A 25,270-nucleotide genomic window follows, 5' to 3' on the forward strand; every position below is an offset into this window, starting at 1 on the left:
GGGCAGGCATCTGCCAGGTTAGGCTGATCCGCTATCCTTCAGCAGGGGGCAAGATGCAAGTTTGGAATGCGGAAAAACCCAAGTTTCCTGCGGATTCAACCTTCCCCGGAACGCTGTTCCGCCGTCGTGGCCAAGGCCAGGCCATCGACCACGGCGGTAAAGGCCTCGGACCGGTGCAGGCGGGCATCGGGCAGGCAGCGCGCCGTCAGATTCGTGACCAGGCGCATCAGGCTGGACCCGCCCACCAGCACCACATCGCCGATGTCGCGCCCGGCGATCCCCGCCCGGTCCAGCGTTTCCGCGACGGCCTTTTCCAGTTCCGCGCCGAACCCCTGCAATGCGTCCGCCAGCGACCGGGCGCAGATCGGCGCTGCCAGGCGCGGCTGGATGAAGCCCATGCCGATCTGCGCGTCGTCCCCCCCGTTCGCGGCAATCTTGCCGCGTTCCACGGCAAAGGCCAGGTCGTGGCCCGTTTCGTCCGTCAGCACCGTGACCAGCCGGTCCATTTGCTCCGGTTGCACCGCCAGCCGCGCCATCTGTGCGGCCAGCCTGCGGTTTTCCGGGGTATAGACAAAGGGAATATGCGCCCAAGTCGCCAGATCGGCATAGATCGCGTTGGGCACCGGCAGCAGGCCGGGTCCCATCTCGCGCCGCAACTGCGATCCGTGGCCCAGCAGCGGCATGGCATGGCTCAGCGACAAGGCGCCGTCGAAATCCGTCCCGCCCAGGCGGATGCCGTGGCTGGCGAGGATCCGCATCCCGTCCCCTTCTGTGCGATACACCGAAAAGTCCGAGGTGCCGCCGCCGATATCCACGATCAGGCCGGTTCGGCCCGCAGCCCCCATGCCGTGGCAGGCCAGGGCCGCAGCCTCGGGTTCGGGGATGAAGCCCACATGATCGAAGCCCGCCGCATGATAGCAGGCACGCAGATCGGATTCCGCCTGGGCGTTGCGGACAGGATCGGCATGGAAACGCACCGGACGCCCTGACAAGGCGCGGGTCTGCGGCTGGCCGGTCGCGGCTTCGGCCCGCGCGCGCAATTCGGCCAGGAAGGCGGCGATCACCTCGGCCAGCGTCTGCCGCTTGCCGCTGATGAGCCGCGATTCATGCAGCAAGGGCGTGCCCAGAACGCTTTTGAGCGCCCGCATGTAACGGCCTTCCTCGCCGCCGATCAAAGCCTGTGCGGCGGCGTCGCCAATGCGCATGGCGCCGCCGCGCGCGGGAAAGAAGACGGCGGTGGGCAGGGTATCGGATGCCCCCTCGATCGGCACGCGCCGCACCGTCCCGCCCTCCAGGATCGCCACGGCGGTGTTCGAGGTTCCAAAGTCGATGGCAAGCGTGCTGGTCATGGCTGGACCTTCCGGCTGAAAGGCAGGCTGGCTATCCGATGCGACACAAGCCCGCAAGCAGAAGCCCGAAAGACGGGTTGACGCCGCGATCAACAATGCAACAGTCAGGGGACGCAAGGCGAACCACCCGGAAGGCAGGCGCGACGGCATGATCGACCCACAGCACGCAACGCCCCGGCCTCACGCCCCGGTCCCTGACGATCCGGCGACAATGCCCTTTCCGCTGATCAGCGACATATCCGCCGCACGTTGGCTGCTGGTCTTCATCATCGCCGCCGCGATCTATTTCTTTCACGGCTTTCTGGTGCCCGTGCTGGCGGCGACGATCATCGCATTCGCCAGTTGGCCCCTGTCGCGCAGCGTGCAGCGTGCCTTGGGGATCGACCGCACCGCCACGGCGGCGCTGTTCGTTCTGGTGATCGTGCTGTTTCTGGTGGTGCCCGTCACGATGGCGCTGCTTTATGCGTTCCGCGAATTGCAGCAATGGATTTACTGGGTGTTCGAGGTGAATGCCAATGGCGCCCCCGCACCCCTGTGGATGACCGGCCTGCCCCGCATTGGCGACTGGATCGACGAACAATGGACGCGCCATATCGGCCAGCCCGGCGCCATCGCGGAGTTGGTGCAACTGACCAGCGGAAACACCATCGCTTCCATCTATCGCAGCGTGCTGGCGGCGGGAAACCTCGCCTTTCACCTGGCGCTGAATTTGCTGTTCATGCTGATCGCGTTGTTCGTGTTCTATCGCGACGGCCACAAGATCGCGGGCCAGATCGACATCATCGGCGCGCGCATCCTGCCGCGCCGCTGGGAACGGCTGTCGCGCGTGGTGCCGCTGACGATCAGCGCCACCGTCACCGGCATGACCCTGATCGCCATCGGCGAGGGGGTGGTGCTGGGCATCGCCTATTGGATCGCGGGCGTACCCTCGCCGGTGACGCTGGGCGTCATCACGGGCATCATGGCACTGATCCCCGGCGGCGCGCCATTGTGTTTCACGCTGGTGTCGATCTATCTTGTGGCCAGCGGATCGGCGCTGGCGGGCGTCTTGCTGTTCGTCTGGGGAGCGGTCGAACTGTTCATCGTGGACAAGACCATCCGCCCGGTGCTGGTCGGCGGGCCGGTCAAGATGCCGTTCCTGCCCACGTTCTTCGGGCTGGTGGGGGGCGTCAAGACCATGGGCATCGTGGGCCTGTTCGTGGGTCCGGTGCTGATGGCCCTGCTGGTCGCGATCTGGCGCGAATGGCTGCGAGAGATCAGCGAACATCCGCAAACCCCTTGATCGGCCGCCCGGGCTGAATATGATCCCGCCATGGCGTGTGCTGCGTGCGCCCAGGGACGACCCCTGAATACGGAGACTGGTTGCAACCGTTTCTGACAAGGGGGGCCATTCATGGCGGGCCGCATTCAAAACACCATCCGCAAGTTTCTTGACAACGGGTCATCGGGGGGACTGCTGCTGATGGCCTCGGCGGCGCTTGCGCTGATCGTTGCCAACTCGCCGCTGTCAGAGGCCTATTTCGACATCCTTCACGCCTATGTCGGGCCGCTGTCGGTGGCGCACTGGATCAACGACGCGTTGATGGCGCTGTTCTTCCTGATGGTGGGGCTGGAGATCAAACGGGAAATGGTGGACGGTCACCTGTCGTCTTGGCCCCGGCGCATCCTGCCCGGTGTCGCGGCGGCGGCGGGGATGGCGGTTCCGGCCCTGGTCTATCTGTTCTTTACCACAGGCACTGGGGCGACGCATGGCTGGGCGATCCCGTCGGCCACTGACATCGCCTTTGCGCTGGGCGTGCTTTCGCTGCTGGGACCGCGGGTGCCGACCTCGCTCAAGGTGTTTCTGGCGGCCTTGGCGATCATCGACGATCTGGGTGCGGTGATCGTGATCGGGCTGTTCTATACCGCCGACGTGTCGCCTGTTTATCTAGGCCTTTCGGCGATTGTAGTGGCCGCCTTGGCCGGGTTGAACCTTTCCGGCGTGATGCGGCTTTCGCCCTATCTGATCCTGGGCGCAGTCCTGTGGTTTTTCGTCTTGCAGTCGGGGATCCATGCCACAATCGCAGGTGTCATGCTGGCGCTGACCATCCCGTTGAAGCGCACCCCCACCACGCCAGAGGCGCATGGATCAGAAAGCCCGCTGCACCGGCTGGAACATGCCCTGATCGTGCCGATATCATTCGTCATCATCCCGATCTTCGGCTTTGCCAATGCCGGGGTCAGCTTCGCGGGACTGGGGATGGAGGCACTTGTGGCCCCTGTAACCCTGGGCGTTGCCGCTGGCCTGTCCATCGGAAAGCTGGTCGGGATCTTCGGGGCCGTCACCATCCTGGTCAAGCTGGACTGGGCCGACCTGCCGGTCGGGGCCAGTTGGATGCAGATGCTGGGCACCACGCTTTTGTGCGGCATCGGCTTTACCATGAGCCTGTTCATCTCGCTTCTGGCCTTCAACGAGCCGCTTCTGCAAGACGAGGCCAAGATCGGCATCCTGATCGGGTCTCTGATCTCGGGCCTTGCGGGCTATACGGTCCTGCGCTTTGCCAAACGCGAGGCGCCGCGCCGGATGCAGTCGGCCCGCTGATCACATGGGCCAGACGGACAGGATCAGCGGCACTCCGGTCAGCACGACCAGGATCGACAGCGGCAGGCCCAGCCGGGGATAGTCGCTGAACCGGTATCCCCCCGGTCCCATGACCAGGGTGTTGCACTGATGCCCGATGGGCGTCAGGAAATCGCAGCCCGCGCCCACGGCGACGGCCATCAGGAATGCCTCGGGCGCGTAACCCAGCGTGCCCGCAAAGGTCACGGCGATGGGGGCCATCACCAGGACGGTGGCCGCGTTGTTCAGGAACGGCGTCACCGCCATGGCCGCGACCATGATCAGCGCCACCGCCCCCCAGACCGGCAGCCCGGTCGCGACATCCGACAGCCAGGCGCCGATCAGGTCGGTACCGCCGGTGGTCTGCAGGGCCTCGCTGACGGGGATCAGCGATCCCAGCATGATCAGCAGCGGCCATTCAATCGCGTCATAGGCGCCTTCCGGGCTGATCGCCCCGGACAGGATCATCAGAACCGCCGCGCCGAAAAAGGCGATGGCAACGGGCAGGATTCCGGCGGCGGTCAGTCCCATTGCCGAACCCAGGATCAGGATCGGCATCAGTTCCTTTCTGACGCTGCCGATGCGCAGGAGGCGTTCGGCCAGGGGCAGCAGGCCCAGCGACCGGATGCGTTCGGGCAACAGCTCTACCGGGCCTTGCAGCAACAGCACATCGCCCGCCTGCAACCGGGTCTTGGACAGCCGTTCGGTCATCCGATGGCCCGACCGCGACACCGCCAGCAGGCTGATGCCTTGTTCATCGAACAGCCGGATGCTGCCCACGCTCTTGCCGATCAGGCTGGAGGTTACGGTCGTCACCGCCTCGATCACCCCGATCTTGCTGGCGGGCAGTTCCAGCTTCGAGGCCGCGTCATGGCCTGTCAGTTCAAGCCCGCCCTGGGCGACGGCGCGTTCGATCCCGTCGGGTTCGCCCCGCAACAGCAGGATGTCGCCGTCTTCGATCACGGTGTCGAACAGCACCACCTTGCGCCGTTCGCCGCCCCGGATCAGGCCGGTGATGGTGATCTCGCCGTCCGCCATGCCGATCAGCGCGCCGATGGTGCGGCCGGCTGCGGCGGATCCCTCGGGAACCGTGGCCTCGGTGTTATAGTCGCTGATCTTGACCGCCTCGCCCAGGGATGCGGTGGCACGGCGGTCGGATGGCAGCAGCCGCCAGGCAAACATCAGGAAGATGACGCCCACCGCGGACAGGCCCAGCCCCACCGGGGCGAAATCGAACATCCGGAACGGCTGGCCGGTCATCTCCTCGCGCACCCCCGATACGATGATGTTGGGCGATGTGCCGACCAGGGTGATGAGTCCCCCCAGCAGCGATCCAAAGGACATGGGCATCAGGTAAAGCGAGGGCGACTGGCCGGATTTCTTGGCCATCTTCAAGGCGGCGGGCATCATCATCGCCAGGGCGCCGATGTTCTTGACCAGCGACGACAACAGCGTGACCGTGCCGACCAGCACCAGAAGCTGCACCCCCATGGTCGTGAACTTGCGCACCAGCCAGCGCAGCACGGCCTCGATGATGCCGGACCGGGACACGGCGGCGCTGACCACCAGGGCGCTGCCCACGATGATGACGATGTCGTCGCTGAACCCGGTGAATGCTTCGTCGGGCGAAACCGTTCCCGCCAGCAGGGATGCCAGCAATGCCAGCATCGCCACCACGTCATAGCGAAGCCTGCCCCAGATGAACAACACCATCATCACGCCGACGATGGCGAAGGCAAGCATCTGCAGTAGTGTCATGAAAAGCCCTTCCCTGCGCCCCTGCGCAAGGGGACCGTCGCAAAACAGACGCCGCGGGGATTTGGTTGCCAGCCGCCCCGCTGCGGACAGCAAGAATTTTCGCTTGGGATCATGCTGGCTTGGCCTGGACTGGGGTGGGGCGGTTCCTGTGACAGACTCTGAAATTGCAAGCGGGGAAGCGCGTGCCTTTCCCGTTTTCCGCAGTGACCAGGCTGCCATTCCCGGCAATGAAGCAGTCAAAGCCCTTCGCCGCCCCTTCGATTGCGTCAGAGCCGTTGGCGGCGGGTTCGGCTTAGCTGTTGCTGGAAAGGCCGTGCCCCTGCGCGCAAGCCCTCCGCCCTCGCGCTATTCCGCCGCCATCCGATGCCGCCCAATGGGCAGCATCATCGGCCGTCCCGAGGTGGGGTCGGGGATGATCCGGCTGTCTAGGCCGAAGACCGCGCGAACGGTGTTCTCGGTCAGCACATCCTCGGGGGCGCCCTGGGCGTGCAGGGTGCCGCCCGCCATGGCGACCAGTTGGTCGGCGTATCGCGCGGCCAGGTTCAGGTCGTGCAGCACCATCACGACCGTGGTCCCGCGCCGGTGGTTGAGGTCGGTCAGCAGATCCAGAACCTCGACCTGGTGGCTGATGTCCAGGAATGTCGTGGGTTCGTCCAGCAGCAGCAGATCCGTTTCCTGGGCAAGCGCCATGGCGATCCAGACCCGCTGGCGCTGCCCGCCCGACAACTCGTCCACAGCGCGTTCGGCCAGGTCCAGGGTCTTGGTGGCCTCCAAGGCGGTGGCCACGGCCTGGTCGTCCTCGCGCGTCCAGCGCGACAGGATCCCGTGATGGGGATGGCGGCCCCGGCTGACCAGATCGGCCACGGTGATGCCCTCGGGGGCGATGGGCGATTGCGGCAACAGGCCCATGACCTGCGCCACGCGGCGGGGGGCCATGCGGTGGATCGCCTTGCCGTCCAGAAGCACCCGGCCCGCCCGCGGGAACAGCAGCCGCGACATGGTGCGCAGCAGGGTCGATTTCCCGCAGGCATTGGCGCCGACAATGGCGGTGATCCGTCCCGGCAGAACCTCCAGGTCCAGATCCTGCAGGATCGTCCGATCGCCATAACCCGCGGAAAGCCGATGGACGGAAAGGGAATGATTGCTCACAAGGATCCTCCGGCGCGGTTCACGCGCACGATCAGCCAGATCAGGTAGGGCGCGCCCAGGGCGCCGGTGACGACGCCCACGGGAAAGCGCGTGGGCAGCAGGAACTGGCCGATGTAATCGCCGCCCAGCACCAGAAGCGCCCCGACAAGGCCCGAGGGGATCAGGACCGATCCGTTCGGGCCCAGGATGCGCGCGGCGATCGGGCCGGACAGAAAGGCCACAAAGGCCACAGGGCCGGTGATGGCGGTGGCGACTGCGATCAGGCCCACGGCGGACAGGATCACCAGCATCCGCGTGGCGGCGACATTCGTGCCAAGCGCGGCCGCCGTATCGTCGCCCAGGCGCAGCGATTCCAGGTCGCGGCTGCGGCGGACCAGAAGCCCGCCGAAGACCGCCAGCGATGCCAGCATCGGCAGGGCCTGGGACAGTTGCGCGCCGTTCACGCTGCCTGTCAGCCACCGCATCGCCTCGGCCAGATCCCAGGACGGCGCGCGCGTCAGTACATAGGCGATGAAGCTGTCCAGCATGGCCGAGACGCCGATGCCGACCAGGATCAGGCGCGTGCCTGCCACGCCCCCCTGGAAGGACAGCCCATAGATCAGCAGCGCCACGCCCAACCCGGCGATGACCGCGAAGATCGACACCACCGGCCCCTCGAGTCCCAGGACCACGATGGCAAGAACCGCCGCAGCACTTGCCCCCCGGCTGATGCCGATGATGTCGGGACTGGCCAGCGGGTTGCGCAGCATGATCTGGAAAGCGGCGCCCCCCAGGCCGAAGGACAGGCCCGCAAGCACCGCCACGACCGCGCGAGGCAGCCGCAACTGGCCCACGGTGAAGGATTGGCCGGGCACGTCCTCGCCTGCCAGCACCCGCAGCACGGTTTGCGGGGAAACAAAGGACTGGCCCAGCATCAGCGTCAGCGCAAACCCCGCCAGCAGCAAGATCAGCGCCCCGCCGATGACCGCCTTGCGGCGCCTGGCGCGGCGCAGGCGGCCAGAGGCGATCAGGTCGATAAAGGTCATAATTCCCGCACCCGGGCGCGGCGCACGATCCAGATGAAGAAGGGCGCGCCGACAAAGGCGGTGACGATGCCCACATCCAGTTCGCCAGGGCGGGCGATCAGGCGGCCCGCGATATCCGACGCGATCAGCAGGCACGCCCCCACCAGGGCCGAGAACGGCAGCAGCCAGCGGTGATCCACCCCCACCAGAACGCGGCACAGATGCGGCACGATCAGGCCCACGAAGGCGATCGGCCCGCAGACCGCCGTGATCGCCCCGCATAACAGGATCGCGCCCAGGGCGGCCAGCGCGCGTGCAACCGCCACGCGTTCACCCAGGCCAGCTGCCATCTCGTCCCCCAGGGCCAGCGAGTTCAGCTTGCGCGCGCAGGCGAGGCTGATGGCAAGACCTGCCGCCAGGAAAGGCAGCACCGGAACCAGGCGCGCAAAGGTCGCGCCGCCCACGCCGCCCACCTGCCAGGATTGTAATCCCCCCGCGACATCGCCCCGCGACAGCATGATCGCCAGCACCAGCGACAGGAACGCGACCGAGGTCGCGACCCCCGCAAGCGCCAGCTTCAACGGCGTCGGCCCCCCGCGTCCCAGAGACCCGATGGCATAGACAAAGACCGCCGTGGCCCCCGCGCCCCCGATGGCCACCCAGATATAGGCCTGGGCGGACGCGATCCCGAAAAAGGCCACCGCCACGGCGACGGCCAGGGACGCGCCCAGGTTCACCCCCAGAATCCCCGGATCGGCCAGCGGATTGCGCGTCACGCCCTGCATGATCGACCCCGCAAGGCCAAGCGACGCTCCGGCAAGCGCGGCCAGAACCGTGCGCGGGATCCGCGCCGCCACCGCCGCCTGGCCGATGGTGTCCACTTGCCCCCGCAATGCGGCGGCGATGTCGTCCAAGCCTACGTCCCGCGTGCCAATGGCCACCGACAGCGCGCACAGCATCGCCAGCAGCCCCAGCATCGCGGCCAGCCAGACCGCGCGGACGGGGTTCGACCGGGGCGCAACGGCGGCGCGCGGCAAGGGGCTGGCGGTGCCGGTCATCATTCGGATTTCTGCGCGGCCCCGGCCAGCAGGGCGGCGTAATCGTCAAGCACCCAGGGCAAGCCCAGCGGCGTGGGGTTGGCGGCATTGCCTGCGGGGTCGTTCTTCAGCATCACGATGGCGCCATTGGCAACGGCGGGCATATGCCTGAACAGGGGATCGGCGCGCATCGCCTCCAGCAACGGCTGGCCGCCATAGGTCACGACGATGTCCACGTCGTCAAAGGCGTCGATCCGTTCCGCGCTGATGGATCCGAAGAACTGCCCGGGCTGCGTCGCCTGCGTCACGCTTGCCGGCATCGACAGGCCCAGATCCTCGAAGAACTTCACCCGCGTGTCATGGGCGCTGTAGAAATTGATGACGGACAGGTTCGTGGTGTCCAGATGCGTCACGAACATCGCGGTCTTGCCCGCCAACTGCGGGTGGCGGGCGACCGCCTCGGCGATCCGGGCATCCATGCGGGCGATCAGGGCATCGCCTTGCGCCGCCATGCCCATGCCCGCGCTGTTCATGCGGATCATCTGCCGCCATTCGGTCGTCCATGCCCCGTCGGGATAGGCCACCACCGGCGCGATCTGTGACAGGGTGTCGTAATCGGCTTGGCTCAGGCCGGAATAGGCGGCCAGGATCACGTCGGGCCGGGTCGCCGCAACCCCTTCAAAGTCGATGCCGTCGCCTTCGTCGAACAGGACAGGAGTGTCGGCGCCCAGCTCGGCCAGCCTTTCCTCGACCCAGGGAAGGACGCCGTCGCCATCGTCATCGCCGTAATTCGCCGCGGCCATGCCCACCGGCACGATGCCAAGCGCCAGAGGAACCTCGTGGTTGCCGGAATTGACGGTCGCCACCCGCTGCGGCCTTTCCGTGATCGTGGTGGTGCCGAAGGCATGGGGGATGGTGACGGGAAAGGCCGCCTCCTGGGCCGGGGCGATGCCCGCGCCAAGACACCAGGCCAAGGGAAAGGCAAGCGGACGAAGATGGGTGGGCATCGGATCTCCAATCGCGGTCAGGTGCGGATTGCCCGGCGCCGCCCCGGTCCGTCAAGGCGTTTGGGCACCGGCCGCGGGCGCGTCCCGGCACATTTCCATGGATTCTGACAAAAACCGTAGGAATCTACAAGACGGGCTTTGCCCCGTGGATTAAGACGCGCGCCAACGCAACCAAGCGGCATCCTGCGGCCAGCTGCCAAGGGGGCCGCAGGTCTGCCCCATCGCAAGCCACCGGTATCCCCGGAAGCCAACAGCAAAAACAAGAACGCGGGACTTCGAACCTTGGCACATGACGTTTCTTATGGCGGCCGCAATCTGATTGCCCTTCTGCTGGGCTGCACGGCGCTGATCGCATCCCCGGCCGGGGCGCAGGACACCGGAACCGGGACCGAGGATGCGCCTTATCGCCTGTCCCCGATCCTGATCAATGCCGACGGCCAGGCAGACGACGACGCGAATTCGATTGTCGCGCAGGAGCTGTGGGCCGGCGGCAAGGTGGCGACCAGCATCCTGGACACCCCTGCATCGGTGTCCGTCATCACCGAAAAGGAAGTCCGCGACCGCGACGCCGACACGCTGGAGGAAGTGCTGAGCTATTCGGCCGGCATCCACACCGACTTTTACGGGACGGACGACCGGAATGAATACTTCCTGGTCCGCGGGTTCCAGGCCACGACCTATCGCGATGGGCTGACCCTGGGCTCCATGCGCAGCGTGCGCGAGGAACCCTATGCCTTCGAGCGGACCGAGGTGATCCGCGGCGGCAACTCGACGCTGTTCGGCACATCCGATCCGGGCGGCACGATCAATTTCGTGACCAAGCAGCCGCGCTTCGAGCGGTTCGGAGAGGTGTATGGATCCGTGGGATCGCCGCGCAATGCGGAATACGGGTTCGACGCGGGCGACGTGCTGAACGCGGAAGGGACGCTGGCCTATCGCGTGACAGGCAAGGTGCAGGACGGCGAACGGGACTATGACCATTCGCGGAACGACAGCCGCTTTCTAATGGGCGGCCTGTCCTGGCAGCCCAGCACCGCCACGACGCTGAGCGTGATCGCTGATTACCTCAAGCGCGAGAACACCCCCAACAGCGGCGGCTATCCGCTGGACCGCGAATACGACCGCGACCTGTTCTTCGGCGAGCCTGACTTCAACTATCAGAACGTCGAGCGCGCCAGCCTCACTGGCCTGTTCGAACATGACTTTGACAATGGCCTGAATCTGCGCGCGAACCTGCGCTATAGCGATCTGAAAAGCGACTTTGGCTATGTCTACCTGTCGGACAGCCCGGCACGGACAGGCACGGTCGTGGACCGCTGGTATTTCGGCGGCGACAACACTGCCGAGGAACTGATCGGCAACGTCATCCTGCAATATGACCGCAGCTTTGACCGTTTCGACAGCAGCACCGTGGCCGGACTGGAATTCCGGGACGCGTCGACCACCAGCGCGCCGTTCTTCGGGGCCTATACCCCGATCGACATCGCAAATCCGGTCTATTCGGGTGCGCCGGGCAGTCTGGCAGCGCCTTACGAATTGCGAGACAACGATTACAGCACGCAATCGCTGTTCTTGCAGCAGAACCTGTCCTTCGACGACCGCTTCATCGCGATCGTCGGTTTGCGCCACGACTGGCTGGACATCGAGGAAACGCTGAACGGCGTGAACGCCAGCGACGATTTCTCGGAAACCTCGATCCGTGGCGCGCTGACTTACAAGATCAACAGCGAGATCTCGACCTATGCCAGCTATGTCGAATCCGTGGCCCCTCCGGGCATCGGCGTCGAACCGGAACGGGGCGAGCAATACGAATTGGGCATTAAGTATCAGCCCCTTGGAACGAATGCGCTGTTCTCGGCCTCGGTCTATGACCTGCGCAAGAACAACGTCACCGTGGCCGTGGTCCAGCCAGACGGCAACATCACGCGCGAACTGGTAGGCGAACAGCGCGTGCGCGGGATAGACCTGGAAGGCAAGGCGGAAGTGGCAAACAACCTGGACGTGATCGCGTCCTATTCCTACATGAAATCAGAAGTGCTGCGGTCGGACCCGATCCGGGGCATAGATGTGGAAGGAAACGAGTTTTCCGAGGTGCCGAACCACATGGCATCCCTGTGGGTGAACTATACCCTGCCGGGCACCGAAACCCGCGGCGACATGACCTTCGGCCTGGGCGCGCGCTACATCGGGTCGTATTACTTCGCGATCTCGAACGCCACGGGCAAGGCCGATTCGTCTGTCACGCTGGATGCAGCCTTCAGTTACCAGGTGCAGGACAATACCAGCCTGGCCGTCAATGTCAGCAACCTGCTGGACGACCAGCACGTCGTCGGGCGTGGCACGGCGGATTACTACAACTCCGGCCGCGAGATTTCCGCGACCCTGCGCCACAGTTTCTAAGGCCCCTTACCTCGGCGCCTGCATCCGCCGCCACGCGGCGGGTGTTTCGCCCGCGACCTGCCGGAAGGCGCGTGTCAGGTGCGCCTGGTCCGAAAACCCAAGTTGCGCCGCGACATCGGCCACGGTCAGGTCGCTTTGCGCAAGCAGGTGTTGGGCAAGGGTGATCCGCTGGCCCAACTGCCATTGCAGGGGCGTCTGCCCGGTGGTCTGCTTGAAGACCGCCGCGAACCAGCTTTCCGACAGACCGACGGTCGCGGCCATCTCTGCCACGGTCATGCGGCGGTCCTGCCGGTCCTTCAGCGCCGCTGCCAGCTTGCGCATCTGCGCAGGCGCCAGCCCGCCCGAGGCGCGGTCATGGCGTTCGGCGGGGATCTCCAGCAGACCCGTGGCGATGCTGCCCACCAGGTTTTCGGCAAACACCGGATGGCGGCTGGGCTGCGACACCTCGTCAACAAGCAGCCGGGCCAAGGTCGCTAGGGCGGGCACGTCCTGGGTTTCGACCGGGCGGCGCAGGACGGACAGCGCATCCGATGCGCCGATGGAGGGGCCCAGGAAGCGCAGCAGCCGGTCGCGGTGGATATGCAAATCCAGATGCGAAAAGCGATGCGCGGCGGTGAAGCTGGACCAGATCGGCACGCCCGCCGGGACATACAGGGCGCGCACCATCGGTCGGGCATGGGCCGCCACCCCGCCATCGCGGTTCGACATCAGGATATGGGACGACACGTCATTCAGGAAGAACACGATGCGCGGGTCGGGCGATAGGTAATATCCCCTTGCGTCCGCCGCGCCCTCGGCCTGCCAATAAACGCCGACCATGCCGTCCAGGCCCCGCCAGCGGACCGGAACCGTGGGCCGGATGCCCTGGGTGCAGCAGGTCATGGTATGGCGATAGCCCATCTATCCGTTTTCGTATTGTTGACTGAATTTGTTCAGTATATGAAAATCGGAATCATGGAAAGGGGCGCGCCATGTCGCATCTGCGCAACCACCGGAATTCCGGCATCATTCCCATGGCCTCGGGCGCGGCTGCAGCGGCCTTGAAGGCCCGCGCCGCCGCCTGGGACGTGCCGCTTGTGGAAACTGCCGAGGCGCTGAGCCTGTTTGTCTGGGGCTGCGAATTGCGCCTGGTGCCGGGCGGCAACGATGTCCGCATCGAACTGGCCGCCCCCGAGGCCCGGCTGATCGGCAGCCTGCAGGACAGCGCGACCGAACTCTTTGCCGAAGCGGGGCTTGAGGTCCGCTGGGACCGTGTCGATGCGGGCGCCCTGGCGCCGGGCCTGTCGCTGATGCGCGTCCTGTCGGTGACGCAGCGGTCCCCGGGCTTTGTCCGGGTCCGCCTGACAGGACCGGATGCGGCGCGATTCGGCCTCGGCAGCCTGCATTTCCGCCTGCTGCTGCCGCCTGCCGGGCGGGTGGCGGTCTGGCCGCGCATCGGGGCTTCGGGCCGGACGGAATGGCCGGCCGGCGCGGACGCGCTGCACTGGCCGGTCTATACCGTGGCAGACCAAGGGAACGACTGGCTGGCTTTCGACATCTTCCGCCATGCCGGCAGCCCGACCTGCGACTGGGCGCTGTCCGGCCCGCAAGGCAGCACGGTCGGCATCATCGGGCCTGGCGGCGGATGGTGTCCGGACGCGGAACGCCTGCACCTGTTCGGCGATGAAACCGCGCTGCCGGCCATGGCCCGGATGCTGGATCTGGCCCAGGGCGAGGTCACGGCCCATATCCGGGCCGCTTGCCACGACCTGGGACCGCTGGCCGACGACCCGCGCGTCGCGCGCTGCGACGATCTGTTGGCCGCCTTGGCCGGGGCCGACTTGGGTTCGGGCAGCTTTGTCTGGTTCGCGGCCAAGGCGGCGCAGGCACGCCAGGCCCGCAAGCACCTGATCGAACGCGGCATCGACCGCAAGGATTTCCTGTCCGCTGCCTATTGGGGCTAAGCCGCCAGCCGGGCATAGATCCCGCCCTGGGCGATCAGGTCCGCATGGCTGCCGATTTCCGCGATGCGGCCCCCGTTCATCACCACGATGCGGTCGGCATTGCGGATCGTGCCCAGCCGGTGCGCGATGACCAGGGTCGTGCGCCCCACCGCAAGCGCATCAAGGGCCTGCTGGATCTCGCGTTCGGTCTGGCTGTCGAGCGCGCTTGTCGCCTCGTCCAGGATCAGGATGGGGGGGTTCTTCAGAAAGGCGCGCGCAATGGCCACGCGTTGTTTCTGCCCGCCCGACAGCATCACGCCGCGTTCGCCCACGACCGTGTCCAGCCCGTCGGGCAGCGATTCGATCATCGTTGTCAGCTGCGCCTGGGCTGCAGCCTGACGCACGTCGTCGTCGGTCGCGCCAAGCCGGCCATAGGCGATGTTCTCGCGCAGGGTGCCGCCGAACAGGAACACGTCCTGGCTGACCAGCCCGATCTGGCGGCGCAGGCTGTTCAGCCGCAGGGCGGGCAGCGCCAGCCTGTCCACGGTGATCCGGCCCCGCGTGGGTTCGTAAAATCGCGGCAGCAGCGCCAGAAGCGTGGTCTTGCCCGCGCCCGACGGGCCGACAAAGGCCACCGTTTCCCCGGCACGCACGTCCAGGTCAATGCCGTCCAGGATCGTGCGGCCTTCGTCATAGGCAAAACCCACGCCCTCGAACCGGATATCGCCGCGAAGGGCCGGGGCCTCGACGGCGTCCGGCGCATCGGTGATTTCGGGATCCGTCGCCAGCAGTTCCTGATACCGGCGAAACCCCGCGATGCCGCGCGGATAGGTTTCGATCACGGCGGCGATCTTTTCCAGGGGACGGTAAAAGACACCGACCAGCAGAAGGAAACCCACGAAGCCGCCGGTGGTCAGATCGCCCGACAGCACGAAGCCCGCGCCCATCACCATCACGATCACCTGCACCAGCCGCAGGCCCATGTATTGCAAGGCGTTCGACGCAGCCATCACGCGATAGGCGTCCAGCTTGGCCTGGCGATAGCGGGCGTTGTCGGCGGCGAAAAGGTGGTTCTCGTGCGCCTCGTTGCCGAAGGCTTGGACGACGCGGACGCCGCCCAGGGCTTCCTCCAGCCGGACGTTGAAATCGCCCACGCGGGAATAGATGGCCCGCCAGGTCTGCGTCATCCGCCCGCCATAGACGATCACCAGGGCCAGCATCGCGGGCACGATCAGCGCCACGATCACCGCAAGCTGCGGGTTGATCCAGAACATCAGCGCGAAAGCCCCGACAAAGGTCATCAGCGCGATAAAGGCATCCTCGGGTCCGTGATGGGCAACCTCGCCGATTTCTTCCAGGTCGCGGGTCACGCGCGCGATCAGCTTGCCGGTGCGGGCGCGGTCGTACCACCGCCAGGACAGGCGCGTCAGGTGGTCGAAGGCGCGGGCGCGCATTTCCGTCTCGATGTTGATGCCCAGCTGGTGGCCCCAATAGATCACCACCGTCAGCAGGCCCGCATTGGCCGCATACAAGGCCAGCAGGCCCACGGCGGCTGCCACGGTCAGCGTCCAGTTGCCCTGTGGCAGCAGGTGGTCGATAAAGGCGGTCACGGCCAGCGGAAAGGCCAGTTCCAGAAGGCCCGAAAGCACCGCGCAGCCGAAATCCAGCCAGAACAGTCCCATGAAGGGCCGGTAATAGGAAAAGAACTGGCGCAGCATGGGGCGATTCCTTCAGGCGGGTCTTGCCCGGACGCGGCGGCGGATTGTCATGCCCGGCGCCCGGGCGTCGATCCGCCTCTTGCCACAATGGCCCGCCAAGCGCCAGAACCCGGCCTCAGGCGAAGTCCTCGGGCAGAGCCCGCGGCCTAGGACCGCCGGTCGCCCAGTCCAGCAGTTCCGCCGTATGGACAACCGGAACCCCCGTGCCCGATCCGATCTGCATCATGCAGCCGATGTTGCCCGCGCTGATGACCTGGGGACGGGTGGCCTCCAGGGTGGCGACCTTGCGGGCCTTGAGTTCGGCCGAGATCGCGGGCTGCATCAGGTTATAGGTGCCCGCCGATCCGCAGCAGATATGGCTGTCCCTGGGTTCCAGCACGGAAAAGCCCGCATCCGCCAGCAACTCCTTGGGCGTGGCCTTGATCCCCTGGCCGTGCTGCAACGAACAGGCGGCGTGATAGCCGACCCGCAGGGGCGGGGCATGGGTGGCGTCCTGCAGCCCCAGGTCGGCCATGACCTCGGTGATGTCCCGGGCCAGGGCTGCCACGCGGGCGGCGTCGGCTTCCAGCGGGTCGCCTGCGAACATATGGCCGTAATCCTTGACCGTGGTCCCGCAGCCCGAGGTGTTGATGACCACCGCGTCCAGGCCGTCGCCGTCGATTTCCGCTTTCAGAGCGCGGATATTGGCCGCGGCAAAGCCATGGCTTTCGGTTGTGCGGCCCATGTGGTGGGTCAGCGCGCCGCAGCAGCCGAGGCCCTTGGGAATGACGACTTCGCAGCCATGGCGGCGCAGCAGGCGGATGGTGGCGTCGTTGATGTCGGTGTTCAGCGCCCGTTGCGCGCAGCCCACCAGCAGCGCCACGCGCTTGCGGCGCGTGCCTTGGGCCGAAAAGACCTGCGGGCGGTCGTTCAGGCTGGGCGGCGGGATGTCGCGGGGCGCCATGTCCAGCATCGCCCGCAGCCGGGGGTCTGGCATCAGGCGCCGGAACGGGCGGCCCAGTTTCGCGCCACGCAGCGCCAGCCGGAATCGGCCGGGATAGGGCAGGATTTTCGCCAGCATCCACCGCAGCAGCCGGTCGGGCAGGGGGCGGCGATAGTTTTCCTCGATATAGTCCCGCGCATGATCGACTAGGTGCATATAATGGACACCCGACGGGCAGGTGGTCATGCAGGACAGGCAGGACAGGCAGCGGTCGATGTGCTGGACGGTCTTCGGATCCGGCACCCGGCTGTTTTCCAGCATGTCCTTGATCAGGTAGATCCGTCCGCGCGGGCTGTCCAGTTCGTCGCCCAGAACCTTGTAGGTGGGGCAAGTGGCGGTGCAGAAGCCGCAATGGACGCAGGTGCGCAGGATGTCATTGCTGCGCGCGGTCAGCGGGTCGGCCAATTGCTGGGCTGTAAAGGTTGTCTGCATGTCACGCGTCCATCAGGCCGGGGTTGAGGATGCCCGCCGGATCAAAGGTCCGCCGCAGCCCGTCTTGCAGGCGCGCAACCGTGGCTGGCAAAGGCGGAAAGGCCGGGCCTTCGACGCCTGCGCGGCGGATCAGGGTGGCATGGGGCGCAAGGCCGCGCGGATTGCCGGGACCGCGATACCAGATCAGCCCGCCCCCCCAGTCCAACGAGCAGTCGCCGCCACCTGCCCGCAGCCCGGTGCAGATGCCGGGCGCATCGGTGGGCTTGCACAGGATCCGCCACAACGGCCCGCCTGTCGCGAAATGCGCCGCGTCGCGGATGTCGTCCCAGGGCGCGTCGTCCACCACCTCGGGGCGGTGTTCCGCCAGCAGCGCCAGCAGCCGGTCCCGGCGATAGGCAAGCTGGCCTTCCAACCCTTCGAGGCGCAAAAAGGCCGTGCCGCCCACATGAACGGCGCCGGAAACCTCGAACGGGGTGGACAGCGCCGTCGTGAAGATGCGCAGGGCGGTGGTTTCGGTCACGCCGGGAAAGGCCAGCGTGGTGCGTGCAGGCAGCAGGGGCAGGGTCTTCAGCACGACCTCGGTCAGGACGGCCAGCGTGCCATGCGATCCGGCCAGCAGCTTGGACAGATCCAGGCCGGTGACGTTCTTCATCACCCGCCCGCCGTTCTTCAGAACGCGGCCGCGCCCATCGACAAAGCGCACCCCAAGAAGGTGGTCGCGGCAGGCTCCGGCCAGCAACCGGCGCGGGCCGCTGGCATTGGCGGCGACCATTCCGCCCAGGGTGGGCGTGCCGTTCCGGCCCAGGATGCGGCCCGGATCCGGCGGATCAAAGGCCAGCGCCTGTCCTTCGGCAGCCAGCATGGCCCGGATCTCCGGCAGGGGGGTGCCGGGACGGGCGATCAGGGTCATTTCGGCGGGGGAATAGGTCACGACGCCGGACAGGCGCGCCAAGGACAAGGGTTCGCCGGGACCGGGGTTTTCGACCCGCGTGCCGCCACCCGCAATGCGTAGGGGGGTGCGGCGGGCATGGCTGTCGGCCAATATCTCCGAAACTTCAGCCTCGGTGGTGGGGGCAAGATCCAGGGCGATGCTCATTCCGCAGCCCTCGCGCGGTGGGTGGCGCTTGCGTCCAGCGGAAAGACCTTGGCCGGATTCAGCAGCCAGTCGGGATCGAACACGTCCTTGACCTGCATCTGGATCGTCAGGTCATCGGGCGCATATTGATCGCCCATCAGATCGCGCTTTTCCACGCCCACGCCATGTTCGCCGGTCAGGCAGCCGCCCACCTGAACGCACAGGCGCAGGATGTCCGCGCCAAAGGCCTCGGCCCGGGCCAGATCGCCGGGGGTGTTGGCATCGAACAGGATCAGCGGGTGCATATTGCCATCGCCCGCGTGAAAGACATTGGCAACCTCCAGCCCGTGCTGGCGCGACAGTTCCCCGATCCGGCGCAACGTATAGGGCAGTTGGCCCACCGGCACCGTGCCGTCGAGGCAGATGTAATCGCCCAAGCGCCCCATGGCACCAAAGGCCGACTTGCGGCCCTTCCAGATCGCCAGCGCCTCGTCCGCGTTGCGGCTTTCGCGGAACTCGACCGGGTTCAGCGCGTCCGCGATGGCGCGGATGCGGGCGATCTGGTCGTCGATCTCGGCGCGCGATCCTTCGACCTCGACGATCAGGACGGCGGGACAGTCGGGGTATCCGGCCTTGGCGAATGCCTCGACCGCGCGCAGGCAGGGTTCGTCCATGTATTCGATGGCGACCGGCAGCACGCCCGACCGGATGATGTTGGCCACGCATTCGCCCGCAACCTCGGGGGAATCAAAGCCGATCAGCACAGGCCGGGCGCCTTCGGGGCGGGGCAGGATGCGCAAGGTGGCCTCGGTCACGACGCCAAGCTGGCCTTCGGATCCGCAAAGGATGCCCAGCAGATCCAGGCCAGCCGGTCCCATCTCTGGCCCGCCCAGTTCCACGACCTCTCCGGTCGTCAGCACAACGGTCGCGCCCAGCAGGTTGTTGGTCGTCACCCCGTATTTCAGGCAATGCGCCCCGCCCGAGTTCATGGCAATGTTGCCGGCGATGGTGCAGGCCAGTTGCGACGAGGGGTCGGGCGCATAAAAGAAGCCCAAGGGTTCCAGTTCGGCGCTGACCGACAGGTTGGTCACGCCCGTCTGTACCCGGACATATCGGTTGTCGGTGTCGATCTCCAGCACCTCGCGCAGGCGCATGGTGCCCAGGATCACGCAATCGGCCGTGGGCAGCGCCCCCCCCGCCAGCGATGTCCCGGCACCGCGCGGCACCACCGGCACGCCCATGCCGCCGCACACACGCATCACCGCCGCGACCTCTGCCGTCGTGCGGGGCAGGACCACGGCCAGCGGCGGGCAGCGATAGGCGGTCAGCGCGTCGCATTCATAGGCGCGGGTTTCCTGGGGATCGTCGATCACCGCATCGGGCGGCAACACCGTGCGCAACGCTGCCACGATCTGCGGGCCACGAGCAATGATGCGCTGATCGGGCGCTGGCATGGCAATGGACATGGCTTTGCCTTTCTGTTCCCCATGCTGTGGTAAAATAATTTGACCAAGCCTGTCAATTGCGATGGAATGGGCGCGACAACAAGGCTCCGCACCATGACCGAACTGACCATCCGCCCCCAACGCGCGGCCGAGGCCGTGGCCCGCCATATCGAGACGCTGATCCTGGAAGGATCCCTGACCCCGGACGAGGCGTTGTTGCCGGAACGCGATCTGGCACTGCGGCTGAACGTGTCGCGGCCCACGCTGCGCGACGGCTTGAAGCTGTTGCAGGATCGCGGGCTGCTGGTGGGGGAAAGGGGACGCGGATTGCGGGTCGCGGCCCTGGGCCGGGCCGCCATCACCGATCCGCTGGTCGCGCTTCTGGCCGACCACCCCGAGGTCGAGGATGATTACCTGGATTTCCGCGACGTGGTGGAAAGCCACGCGGCAGGGCTTGCCGCCGCCCGCGCCACCCCCCTGGACCGTGATCGCATCACCGCCGCCCTGGACGCGATCGAGGCCGCCCATGCCGCCGCCACCCCGGAAGACGAGGCCGAGGCCGATGCCGCCCTGCACCAGGCGATCTATGAGGCGAGCCACAACCTGGTCCTGCTTCAGATCATGCGGGCCTTGTCCGGCAGCCTGCGCAGCAACGTGGCGGCGAACCGGGGGCGGATGTTCACCCTGCCGCAGGTTCGCGACCATCTGCGCAGCCAGCATCGCGCCATCGCGGTCGCGATCCTGGACCGCGATCCGCAAGGCGCGCGGGCTGCAGCCCATGCCCATCTGGCCTATGTCCGCCAGGCTGCCCGCGACATCGCCCAGGCACAGGTCCATGGTGAAACCGCCCGCCGCCGTCACTCAAGCGGCGGCCTGGGCCAGGGGCGATGAACCCCGCAGCCGATCCCCTGCGGATGCCGTCGGATGGCGAACTGACCGTAATCCGGTGCGGGAATCGGCGGGCCGAACGCCCGATACTGCCTAGCCCTTGCGTTGGACGGCCTCCAAGGATTCATGCCCTTGCCTGCGACACGGACGGCGTCGACGGCGCGGCCGAGGTGGCGGGGGGCGGTGATCGGACCCGGCATCTTGTCGGGCATCCCGGCCGGGCGAGCAGAACAAGCCTTGGACGACAACGACGCCCGCGGCTTCTTTGCCTCGCTGAATGCCCAGGTCGTGATCGGCCTCACCCTGACAAACGTCAACAATTTCAGGGCAATCCTGATTTCCTGACGCCAATCCGGCACCGATTTTCCTTTGGATTGCGATTTGTTAGGCGGAATGTCGGCTGGTTGACACTCTGGCTGGGACAAAAGGTCTATTTGTCATAAGGCGCAATCGTGGTGCGCTGCAAATTCTGGGTTGAGTGCGAGTTTCAGGCTATCCCGTCGCATCGCAGGATGCGGTGCCCTTGCGGGCCGGGATAGCCATTTTCCTGTTTGATTGATATCGTTTTGTGGTTCACGGGCGGTCAGCCCATTTGTCGATGGACCCGATTTCGATGATCGACCCGGATGATTTTGCCCATCTGTTCCAAGCCCCGATCCTGACAGGGCTGACGCGCAATCAGAAACACGCGCTTCTTTCGGCCTGCACCTCTCGCCTGCTGAAACCCTCGACCTATGTCCTGCGCCAGGGCGAGACGACGCAGGGCAGCTATTTCATCGCCTCGGGCCGGGTCGAGGTTTGTTATGTGGACAGTTCGGGCAACCAGGTGATCGTCCACATCGGCACCCCGGGCGAGATGCTGGGCGAGGTCGAGGCCCTGTCTGGCCGCCCTTGCGCGGCCAGTTGCCAGACCCTGACGGAGGCGACGGTGCTGTTCTGTCCGGCCAAGGCGCTTTACACCCATGTCCCCCCGCAGATCCTAATCCCGAACCTGTGCACCTTGCTGCATGACCGGCTGATGCGCGAAAACCGCAACAGGACGGCGGATCATTATTACAGCGCCGACCAGCGGATCCGGCTGTACCTGCGCGACCTGACCAGCGAAGCCGACGACTCCGTGCGAATCAGCCAGTCGCAACTGGGCGTCGTGATCGGCTGCTCGCGACAGACGGTGAACAAGATGCTGGGCGAATTGCGTGACGAGGGCGTTATTGAACTGGGGCGCAACGCGGTCCGGGTGCTGGACCGCGCCCGGCTGGCCGATGGCGCCCCGGTGATCGAATGATCAGCGCAGATCGGCGATGACGCGGCCATCGTTGGGCAGGGTGCCGGGGGCCACCACCTCGACTGATCCTTTCAAGCGGGTAATCTCGGCCAGTTTGTCGGCCAGGGTTGCGGCCAGGGTGCTGTCGGAATGCTCGGCCAGCAGATGCATCCGGTCCTGTTCGCCCGCACGGCTGATTTCCAGCCGCAGGCGTTGGCAGCCCGGAACGGCCCGCCCGATGGCCGCGATCTGTTCGGGGCGCACGAACATTCCCTTGACCTTGGCCGCCTGATCCGCACGGCCCATCCAGCCCTTGATGCGGCGCGCGCCCGTGCCGCCCGCGATGATCGCCGACATATCGCCCGTGGCAAAGCGCAGCAGCGGGTAATCGGCATTCAGGCGCGTCACCACGATCTCGCCCACCTCTCCGTCCGGCACCGGATCGCCCGTGCCGGGGCGGACGATTTCCACGATGACTCCGTCGTTCAGCACCATGCCCGGCCCGCCATCCTCGAAGGCGACGATGCCCAGGTCGGCGGTGCCATAGCACTGGCTGACCGCCATCCCGCGCTCCGACAGTTCGGCGCGCAAGGAATCGGGCAGGGCCGCCCCCGTGACCATGCCCACCTGAAGGCAGGAACGATCCACGCCGGATTCGTCGGCCTTGTCCAGGATGATCTTGAGGAAATCCGGAACGCCCACATAGACGCGCGGGCGATACTGGGCGATGGCCGTCATCTGGTCGGCGGTGTTGCCCGGCCCGGCCGGGATGACGGGGCAGCCCAGGGCTTCGGCGCCTGCCTCGAAGATGAACGCGGCGGGCGTCAGGTGATAGGAGAAGGTGTTGAGGATCACGTCACCCCCCTGCACCCCGGCGGCGGTCAGGGCGGCAGCCGATCCCCACCAGTCCCGCCCGCGCCCCTCGGGGTCGAAGATCGGCCCGGGCGACACGAACAGGCGGCGAAGTCCGCTGATGGGGTTGCCGTTGAGACCGCCAAAGGGCGCCCCTTTGGCCTGCAGTTCCAGCAGATCGGACTTGCGCAGCACCGGCAGGCGCGCGAGGTCGGCAAGGCTCTCCAAGGGCGCATCGGGCAGGTTGGCCCAATGGGATTGCGTCGCACGCATCCGCGCCAGTTGCGCGTTCAGGCGGTCAAGCGTGTCCTGCCCGCGCGTGTCGCGGGCGTGGTCAGGATCGGCGGTCATGGGATGCCCTCAAGCAAGCCAGCGCTTGCGCCGGCGATAGTGTTTGACGTTGCGGTAATCGGTATGTTCGGCCCCGCCCAGATAAAAGTCCTGCACGTCGGGGTTCGATTTCAGAACCTCGGCCGCGCCCGACATGACTACCTGCCCTTGTTCGATCAGATAGGCGCGGGAAACGATGTCCAGCGTCGCCGCGGCGTTCTGTTCGACCAGCAGCACAGACATGCCCTGTTCGGCGTTGATCGTGCCGATGATGCCGAAAATTTCCTGCACCAGCAGCGGCGACAAGCCCAGGGACGGCTCGTCCAGCATGATCAGCTTGGGTTCGGTCATCAGCGCCCGGCCGATGGCCAGCATCTGCTGTTCGCCGCCCGACAGATAGCCTGCCTTGGACTTGATGCGTTCCTTGAGGCGCGGGAAATAGGCATAGACCTGTTCGCGAAGCTCGTTGAAGCGCGCCATGCTGCGCCCGCGATAGGCGGCAACCAGGTTTTCGTCCGGGGTCAGGTGGCCGAAGATGCGGCGGCCTTCCAGCACATGGACCAGCCCGCCCGCCACGCGCTCGGGCGCGCCCATGTTCAGGATCGACCGGTCGCCCCAGCGGATCTCGCCCCGGGTGACCAGCCCGCGCTCGGGGCCAAGCAGCCCCGAGATGGATTTCAGCGTCGTCGATTTGCCCGCGCCGTTCGATCCCAGCAGGGCGACCATCTCGCCCTCGCCGACCTCAAGCGAGACGCCCTTAATGGCAAGGAAGACCTTGTCATAGATCACCTCGACGTTTTCCAGAACAAGCGCGGGCATGGCGTCAGTGCTCGGCTGCGTATTTGGCGGCCGATTCCTCGATCACCTGGCGGATCAGGTCGGGATAGGCGGCGTGCCATTCGCTGACGGGCACCCATTTCTCGCCGTCCCATTCCGACACCCGGCCAGCGCCGCCGCCCTGGTGGTCCTCGGCGGTATAGGTGACGGGCGGCATCAGCCCTTCGGCGTCATATCCCGCGATCTTCTCGAAGCCGGCCTTCAGCGTTTCGCCGGTCAGCGGCTGCCCGCCTTCCAGGCCCAGGCGCGCGGCCTCGACCGCCACCGCCATCGTGGCGACGCCCAGGTTGTAATAGCTGGTGCCGACATTGGCGCCTTCGCCCGACCCCTTGCCCGCGTCGATGACCTTTTCCTGGATCCGCTGGATGATCGGATGGTCGGTGCCCGAGGCCGTGGCCTCGAACCGCTTCACGCCCTTCATCTGCGGGCCCACGTTGGCCGCATCGGTTTCGGCCAGCCAGATCACCGAATGGATCTGTTCGGGCGCGATGCCGTTCTGGATGGCGGTGCGCACCGACACGGCCTGCCCGCCGCCCGCGCCCCAGATCAGGACGTAATCGGGGCGATAGCGCCGAACCTCGGACCAGGCGGCGGATTGTTCGTTGCCGGGGCTGGCATAGGGGAAGGCCTGGAATTCGAACTTCTCCTGTTCGGCCAGGGCTTCCAGGATCGGGCCGGGTTCGCGGCCGAAGGGGCTGTCGATATGGACGATGGCGATCTTCTTGCCTTCAAGGCCACCGGTTTCCTTCATGTGTTCGATCAGGGCGGCGGCCTGCGCCCAATAGGTGGCGAACATCGGGAAGACATAGGGGAAGACCGTGCCGTCGGATGCGTCGCCGCGCCCATGGGCGGGGGTGATGACCACGTTCTTGTCCGCGCTTGCCTGGTCCAGGATCGCGGCGGAAACCGGCGTGGACAGGAAATCGAAGAGAACCGCACCTTCCTCCTTGGCGCGGTTATAGGCCTCGATCCCCCGCTGGGGCTGGTTGCCGGTGTCGCGCACGATGGCGGTGACGGTATTGCCGTCGCCCAGGGTGCCTTCGGCATTCACAAGGGCCAGGTAATCTTGCTGGCCTTGGTTATACTGCCCGGTCACGAAGGTATAAACCGCCGTGAAATCCTGCAGCAGGCCGAACTTGATATCCTCGGCGGCGACGGGGGCGGACAGCCCGGCCACAAGGGCCGTCGTCAGCGCCAGCTTGCGCAGAAAGGTCATGTGTTT

General features: G+C 66.3%; 21 protein-coding genes. 7 read left to right on the forward strand and 14 right to left on the reverse strand.

Going from position 1 to position 25,270, the window contains the following annotated elements:
• Positions 1-95: 95 nt before the first annotated feature.
• The gene (locus Q5701_RS02150; RefSeq protein ID WP_306753511.1) at positions 96-1,349 is read right to left on the reverse strand and encodes an Hsp70 family protein; all 1,254 of its coding nucleotides are present in this window, start codon (positions 1,347-1,349) and stop codon (positions 96-98) included.
• A gap of 148 nt (positions 1,350-1,497) precedes the next feature.
• On the opposite strand from Q5701_RS02150, the gene Q5701_RS02155 reads away from it, so the two are divergent.
• Together Q5701_RS02155 and nhaA are read left to right on the forward strand one after the other, a co-directional pair.
• Positions 1,498-2,631: an AI-2E family transporter gene (locus Q5701_RS02155; protein ID WP_373568606.1), complete on the forward strand. Its 1,134-nt coding sequence runs from the start codon at positions 1,498-1,500 to the stop codon at positions 2,629-2,631.
• Between the two features lie 111 nt (positions 2,632-2,742).
• Positions 2,743-3,930 (forward strand): Na+/H+ antiporter NhaA, encoded by a 1,188-nt coding sequence (gene nhaA / locus Q5701_RS02160; protein WP_306753512.1) that lies wholly within the window; start codon positions 2,743-2,745, stop codon positions 3,928-3,930.
• Here nhaA and Q5701_RS02165 read toward each other — a convergent pair whose 3' ends face one another.
• The 5 genes from Q5701_RS02165 to Q5701_RS02185 all read right to left on the reverse strand — a co-directional run bounded on the left by Q5701_RS02165 (position 3,931) and on the right by Q5701_RS02185 (position 9,903).
• Positions 3,931-5,706 carry an SLC13 family permease gene (locus Q5701_RS02165; protein WP_306753514.1) on the reverse strand — a complete coding sequence of 592 codons (1,776 nt, stop codon included), beginning with the start codon at positions 5,704-5,706 and terminating at the stop codon, positions 3,931-3,933.
• A gap of 345 nt (positions 5,707-6,051) precedes the next feature.
• Positions 6,052-6,855 (reverse strand): ABC transporter ATP-binding protein, encoded by an 804-nt coding sequence (locus Q5701_RS02170; RefSeq protein ID WP_234854478.1) that lies wholly within the window; start codon positions 6,853-6,855, stop codon positions 6,052-6,054.
• On the reverse strand, positions 6,852-7,880 hold the full coding sequence (locus tag Q5701_RS02175) for a FecCD family ABC transporter permease (protein ID WP_306753516.1): 1,029 nt from the start codon (positions 7,878-7,880) through the stop codon (positions 6,852-6,854). Before Q5701_RS02175 ends, Q5701_RS02170 begins: the two co-directional genes overlap by 4 nt.
• On the reverse strand, positions 7,877-8,920 hold the full coding sequence (locus Q5701_RS02180) for a FecCD family ABC transporter permease (RefSeq protein ID WP_373568607.1): 1,044 nt from the start codon (positions 8,918-8,920) through the stop codon (positions 7,877-7,879). Before Q5701_RS02180 ends, Q5701_RS02175 begins: the two co-directional genes overlap by 4 nt.
• Complete coding sequence (locus tag Q5701_RS02185) at positions 8,917-9,903, reverse strand: iron-siderophore ABC transporter substrate-binding protein (RefSeq protein WP_306753517.1); 987 nt, start codon at positions 9,901-9,903, stop codon at positions 8,917-8,919. Before Q5701_RS02185 ends, Q5701_RS02180 begins: the two co-directional genes overlap by 4 nt.
• A 282-nt stretch (positions 9,904-10,185) precedes the next feature.
• Between Q5701_RS02185 and Q5701_RS02190 the strand changes: the two genes are divergently transcribed.
• Positions 10,186-12,303, forward strand: a complete 2,118-nt coding sequence (locus tag Q5701_RS02190) for a TonB-dependent siderophore receptor (protein ID WP_306753518.1) — start codon at positions 10,186-10,188, stop codon at positions 12,301-12,303.
• 6 nt (positions 12,304-12,309) lie between these two features.
• Here the strand turns inward: Q5701_RS02190 and Q5701_RS02195 are convergent, their stop codons facing one another.
• Complete coding sequence (locus Q5701_RS02195) at positions 12,310-13,203, reverse strand: helix-turn-helix domain-containing protein (protein ID WP_306753519.1); 894 nt, start codon at positions 13,201-13,203, stop codon at positions 12,310-12,312.
• Positions 13,204-13,274: 71 nt separating this feature from the next.
• On the opposite strand from Q5701_RS02195, the gene Q5701_RS02200 reads away from it, so the two are divergent.
• Entirely contained in the window at positions 13,275-14,246 is a 972-nt protein-coding gene (locus Q5701_RS02200; protein ID WP_306753520.1) for a siderophore-interacting protein, read from the forward strand.
• Here the strand turns inward: Q5701_RS02200 and Q5701_RS02205 are convergent.
• The 4 genes from Q5701_RS02205 to Q5701_RS02220 all read right to left on the reverse strand — a co-directional run bounded on the left by Q5701_RS02205 (position 14,243) and on the right by Q5701_RS02220 (position 19,892).
• Complete coding sequence (locus Q5701_RS02205) at positions 14,243-15,943, reverse strand: ABC transporter ATP-binding protein (RefSeq protein ID WP_306753521.1); 1,701 nt, start codon at positions 15,941-15,943, stop codon at positions 14,243-14,245. The genes Q5701_RS02200 and Q5701_RS02205 overlap by 4 nt on opposite strands.
• A 115-nt stretch (positions 15,944-16,058) precedes the next feature.
• Complete coding sequence (gene glcF, locus Q5701_RS02210) at positions 16,059-17,357, reverse strand: glycolate oxidase subunit GlcF (protein WP_306753522.1); 1,299 nt, start codon at positions 17,355-17,357, stop codon at positions 16,059-16,061.
• Between the two features lies 1 nt (position 17,358).
• Positions 17,359-18,453, reverse strand: coding sequence for an FAD-binding protein (locus tag Q5701_RS02215; RefSeq protein WP_306753523.1), 1,095 nt, complete (start codon positions 18,451-18,453; stop codon positions 17,359-17,361).
• Positions 18,450-19,892, reverse strand: a complete 1,443-nt coding sequence (locus Q5701_RS02220) for an FAD-linked oxidase C-terminal domain-containing protein (RefSeq protein WP_306755513.1) — start codon at positions 19,890-19,892, stop codon at positions 18,450-18,452. The genes Q5701_RS02215 and Q5701_RS02220 overlap by 4 nt, the downstream gene beginning before the upstream one ends.
• Positions 19,893-19,991: 99 nt before the next feature.
• Here Q5701_RS02220 and Q5701_RS02225 point away from each other — a divergent pair, with 99 nt between their 5' ends.
• The 3 genes from Q5701_RS02225 to Q5701_RS02235 all read left to right on the forward strand — a co-directional run bounded on the left by Q5701_RS02225 (position 19,992) and on the right by Q5701_RS02235 (position 22,050).
• Positions 19,992-20,768 carry a FadR/GntR family transcriptional regulator gene (locus Q5701_RS02225; protein WP_306753524.1) on the forward strand — a complete coding sequence of 259 codons (777 nt, stop codon included), beginning with the start codon at positions 19,992-19,994 and terminating at the stop codon, positions 20,766-20,768.
• Positions 20,769-20,870: 102 nt separating this feature from the next.
• Positions 20,871-21,110 carry a hypothetical protein gene (locus tag Q5701_RS02230; RefSeq protein ID WP_306753525.1) on the forward strand — a complete coding sequence of 80 codons (240 nt, stop codon included), beginning with the start codon at positions 20,871-20,873 and terminating at the stop codon, positions 21,108-21,110.
• A gap of 268 nt (positions 21,111-21,378) precedes the next feature.
• Positions 21,379-22,050 carry a Crp/Fnr family transcriptional regulator gene (locus Q5701_RS02235; RefSeq protein WP_306753526.1) on the forward strand — a complete coding sequence of 224 codons (672 nt, stop codon included), beginning with the start codon at positions 21,379-21,381 and terminating at the stop codon, positions 22,048-22,050.
• Here the strand turns inward: Q5701_RS02235 and Q5701_RS02240 are convergent, their stop codons facing one another.
• Genes Q5701_RS02240 through Q5701_RS02250 form a run of 3 tightly spaced genes read right to left on the reverse strand, consistent with a single transcriptional unit; the run spans position 22,051 to position 25,264 of the window.
• On the reverse strand, positions 22,051-23,232 hold the full coding sequence (locus Q5701_RS02240) for a phenylacetate--CoA ligase family protein (protein ID WP_306753528.1): 1,182 nt from the start codon (positions 23,230-23,232) through the stop codon (positions 22,051-22,053).
• Positions 23,233-23,241: 9 nt separating this feature from the next.
• Complete coding sequence (locus Q5701_RS02245; protein WP_306753529.1) at positions 23,242-24,030, reverse strand: ABC transporter ATP-binding protein; 789 nt, start codon at positions 24,028-24,030, stop codon at positions 23,242-23,244.
• Positions 24,031-24,034: 4 nt separating this feature from the next.
• Positions 24,035-25,264, reverse strand: a complete 1,230-nt coding sequence (locus Q5701_RS02250; protein ID WP_306753530.1) for an ABC transporter substrate-binding protein — start codon at positions 25,262-25,264, stop codon at positions 24,035-24,037.
• Positions 25,265-25,270 lie beyond the last annotated feature (6 nt).

The sequence above is a fragment of the Paracoccus actinidiae genome, assembly GCF_030863885.1.
Classification (GTDB): Bacteria; Pseudomonadota; Alphaproteobacteria; order Rhodobacterales; family Rhodobacteraceae; genus Paracoccus; species Paracoccus everestensis.

Excerpts from the sequence above, each read along its gene's own strand:
- Q5701_RS02150 (WP_306753511.1), bottom strand. The coding sequence starts at position 1,349 with ATGACCAGCACGCTTGCCATCGACTTTGGAACCTCGAACACCGCCGTG.
- Q5701_RS02155 (WP_373568606.1), top strand. The coding sequence starts at position 1,498 with ATGATCGACCCACAGCACGCAACGCCCCGGCCTCACGCCCCGGTCCCT.
- nhaA (WP_306753512.1), top strand. The coding sequence starts at position 2,743 with ATGGCGGGCCGCATTCAAAACACCATCCGCAAGTTTCTTGACAACGGG.
- Q5701_RS02165 (WP_306753514.1), bottom strand. The coding sequence starts at position 5,706 with ATGACACTACTGCAGATGCTTGCCTTCGCCATCGTCGGCGTGATGATG.
- Q5701_RS02175 (WP_306753516.1), bottom strand. The coding sequence starts at position 7,880 with ATGACCTTTATCGACCTGATCGCCTCTGGCCGCCTGCGCCGCGCCAGG.
- Q5701_RS02180 (WP_373568607.1), bottom strand. The coding sequence starts at position 8,920 with ATGATGACCGGCACCGCCAGCCCCTTGCCGCGCGCCGCCGTTGCGCCC.
- Q5701_RS02185 (WP_306753517.1), bottom strand. The coding sequence starts at position 9,903 with ATGCCCACCCATCTTCGTCCGCTTGCCTTTCCCTTGGCCTGGTGTCTT.
- Q5701_RS02195 (WP_306753519.1), bottom strand. The coding sequence starts at position 13,203 with ATGGGCTATCGCCATACCATGACCTGCTGCACCCAGGGCATCCGGCCC.
- Q5701_RS02200 (WP_306753520.1), top strand. The coding sequence starts at position 13,275 with ATGTCGCATCTGCGCAACCACCGGAATTCCGGCATCATTCCCATGGCC.
- Q5701_RS02205 (WP_306753521.1), bottom strand. The coding sequence starts at position 15,943 with ATGCTGCGCCAGTTCTTTTCCTATTACCGGCCCTTCATGGGACTGTTC.
- glcF (WP_306753522.1), bottom strand. The coding sequence starts at position 17,357 with ATGCAGACAACCTTTACAGCCCAGCAATTGGCCGACCCGCTGACCGCG.
- Q5701_RS02215 (WP_306753523.1), bottom strand. The coding sequence starts at position 18,453 with ATGAGCATCGCCCTGGATCTTGCCCCCACCACCGAGGCTGAAGTTTCG.
- Q5701_RS02225 (WP_306753524.1), top strand. The coding sequence starts at position 19,992 with ATGACCGAACTGACCATCCGCCCCCAACGCGCGGCCGAGGCCGTGGCC.
- Q5701_RS02235 (WP_306753526.1), top strand. The coding sequence starts at position 21,379 with ATGATCGACCCGGATGATTTTGCCCATCTGTTCCAAGCCCCGATCCTG.
- Q5701_RS02240 (WP_306753528.1), bottom strand. The coding sequence starts at position 23,232 with ATGACCGCCGATCCTGACCACGCCCGCGACACGCGCGGGCAGGACACG.
- Q5701_RS02245 (WP_306753529.1), bottom strand. The coding sequence starts at position 24,030 with ATGCCCGCGCTTGTTCTGGAAAACGTCGAGGTGATCTATGACAAGGTC.
- Q5701_RS02250 (WP_306753530.1), bottom strand. The coding sequence starts at position 25,264 with ATGACCTTTCTGCGCAAGCTGGCGCTGACGACGGCCCTTGTGGCCGGG.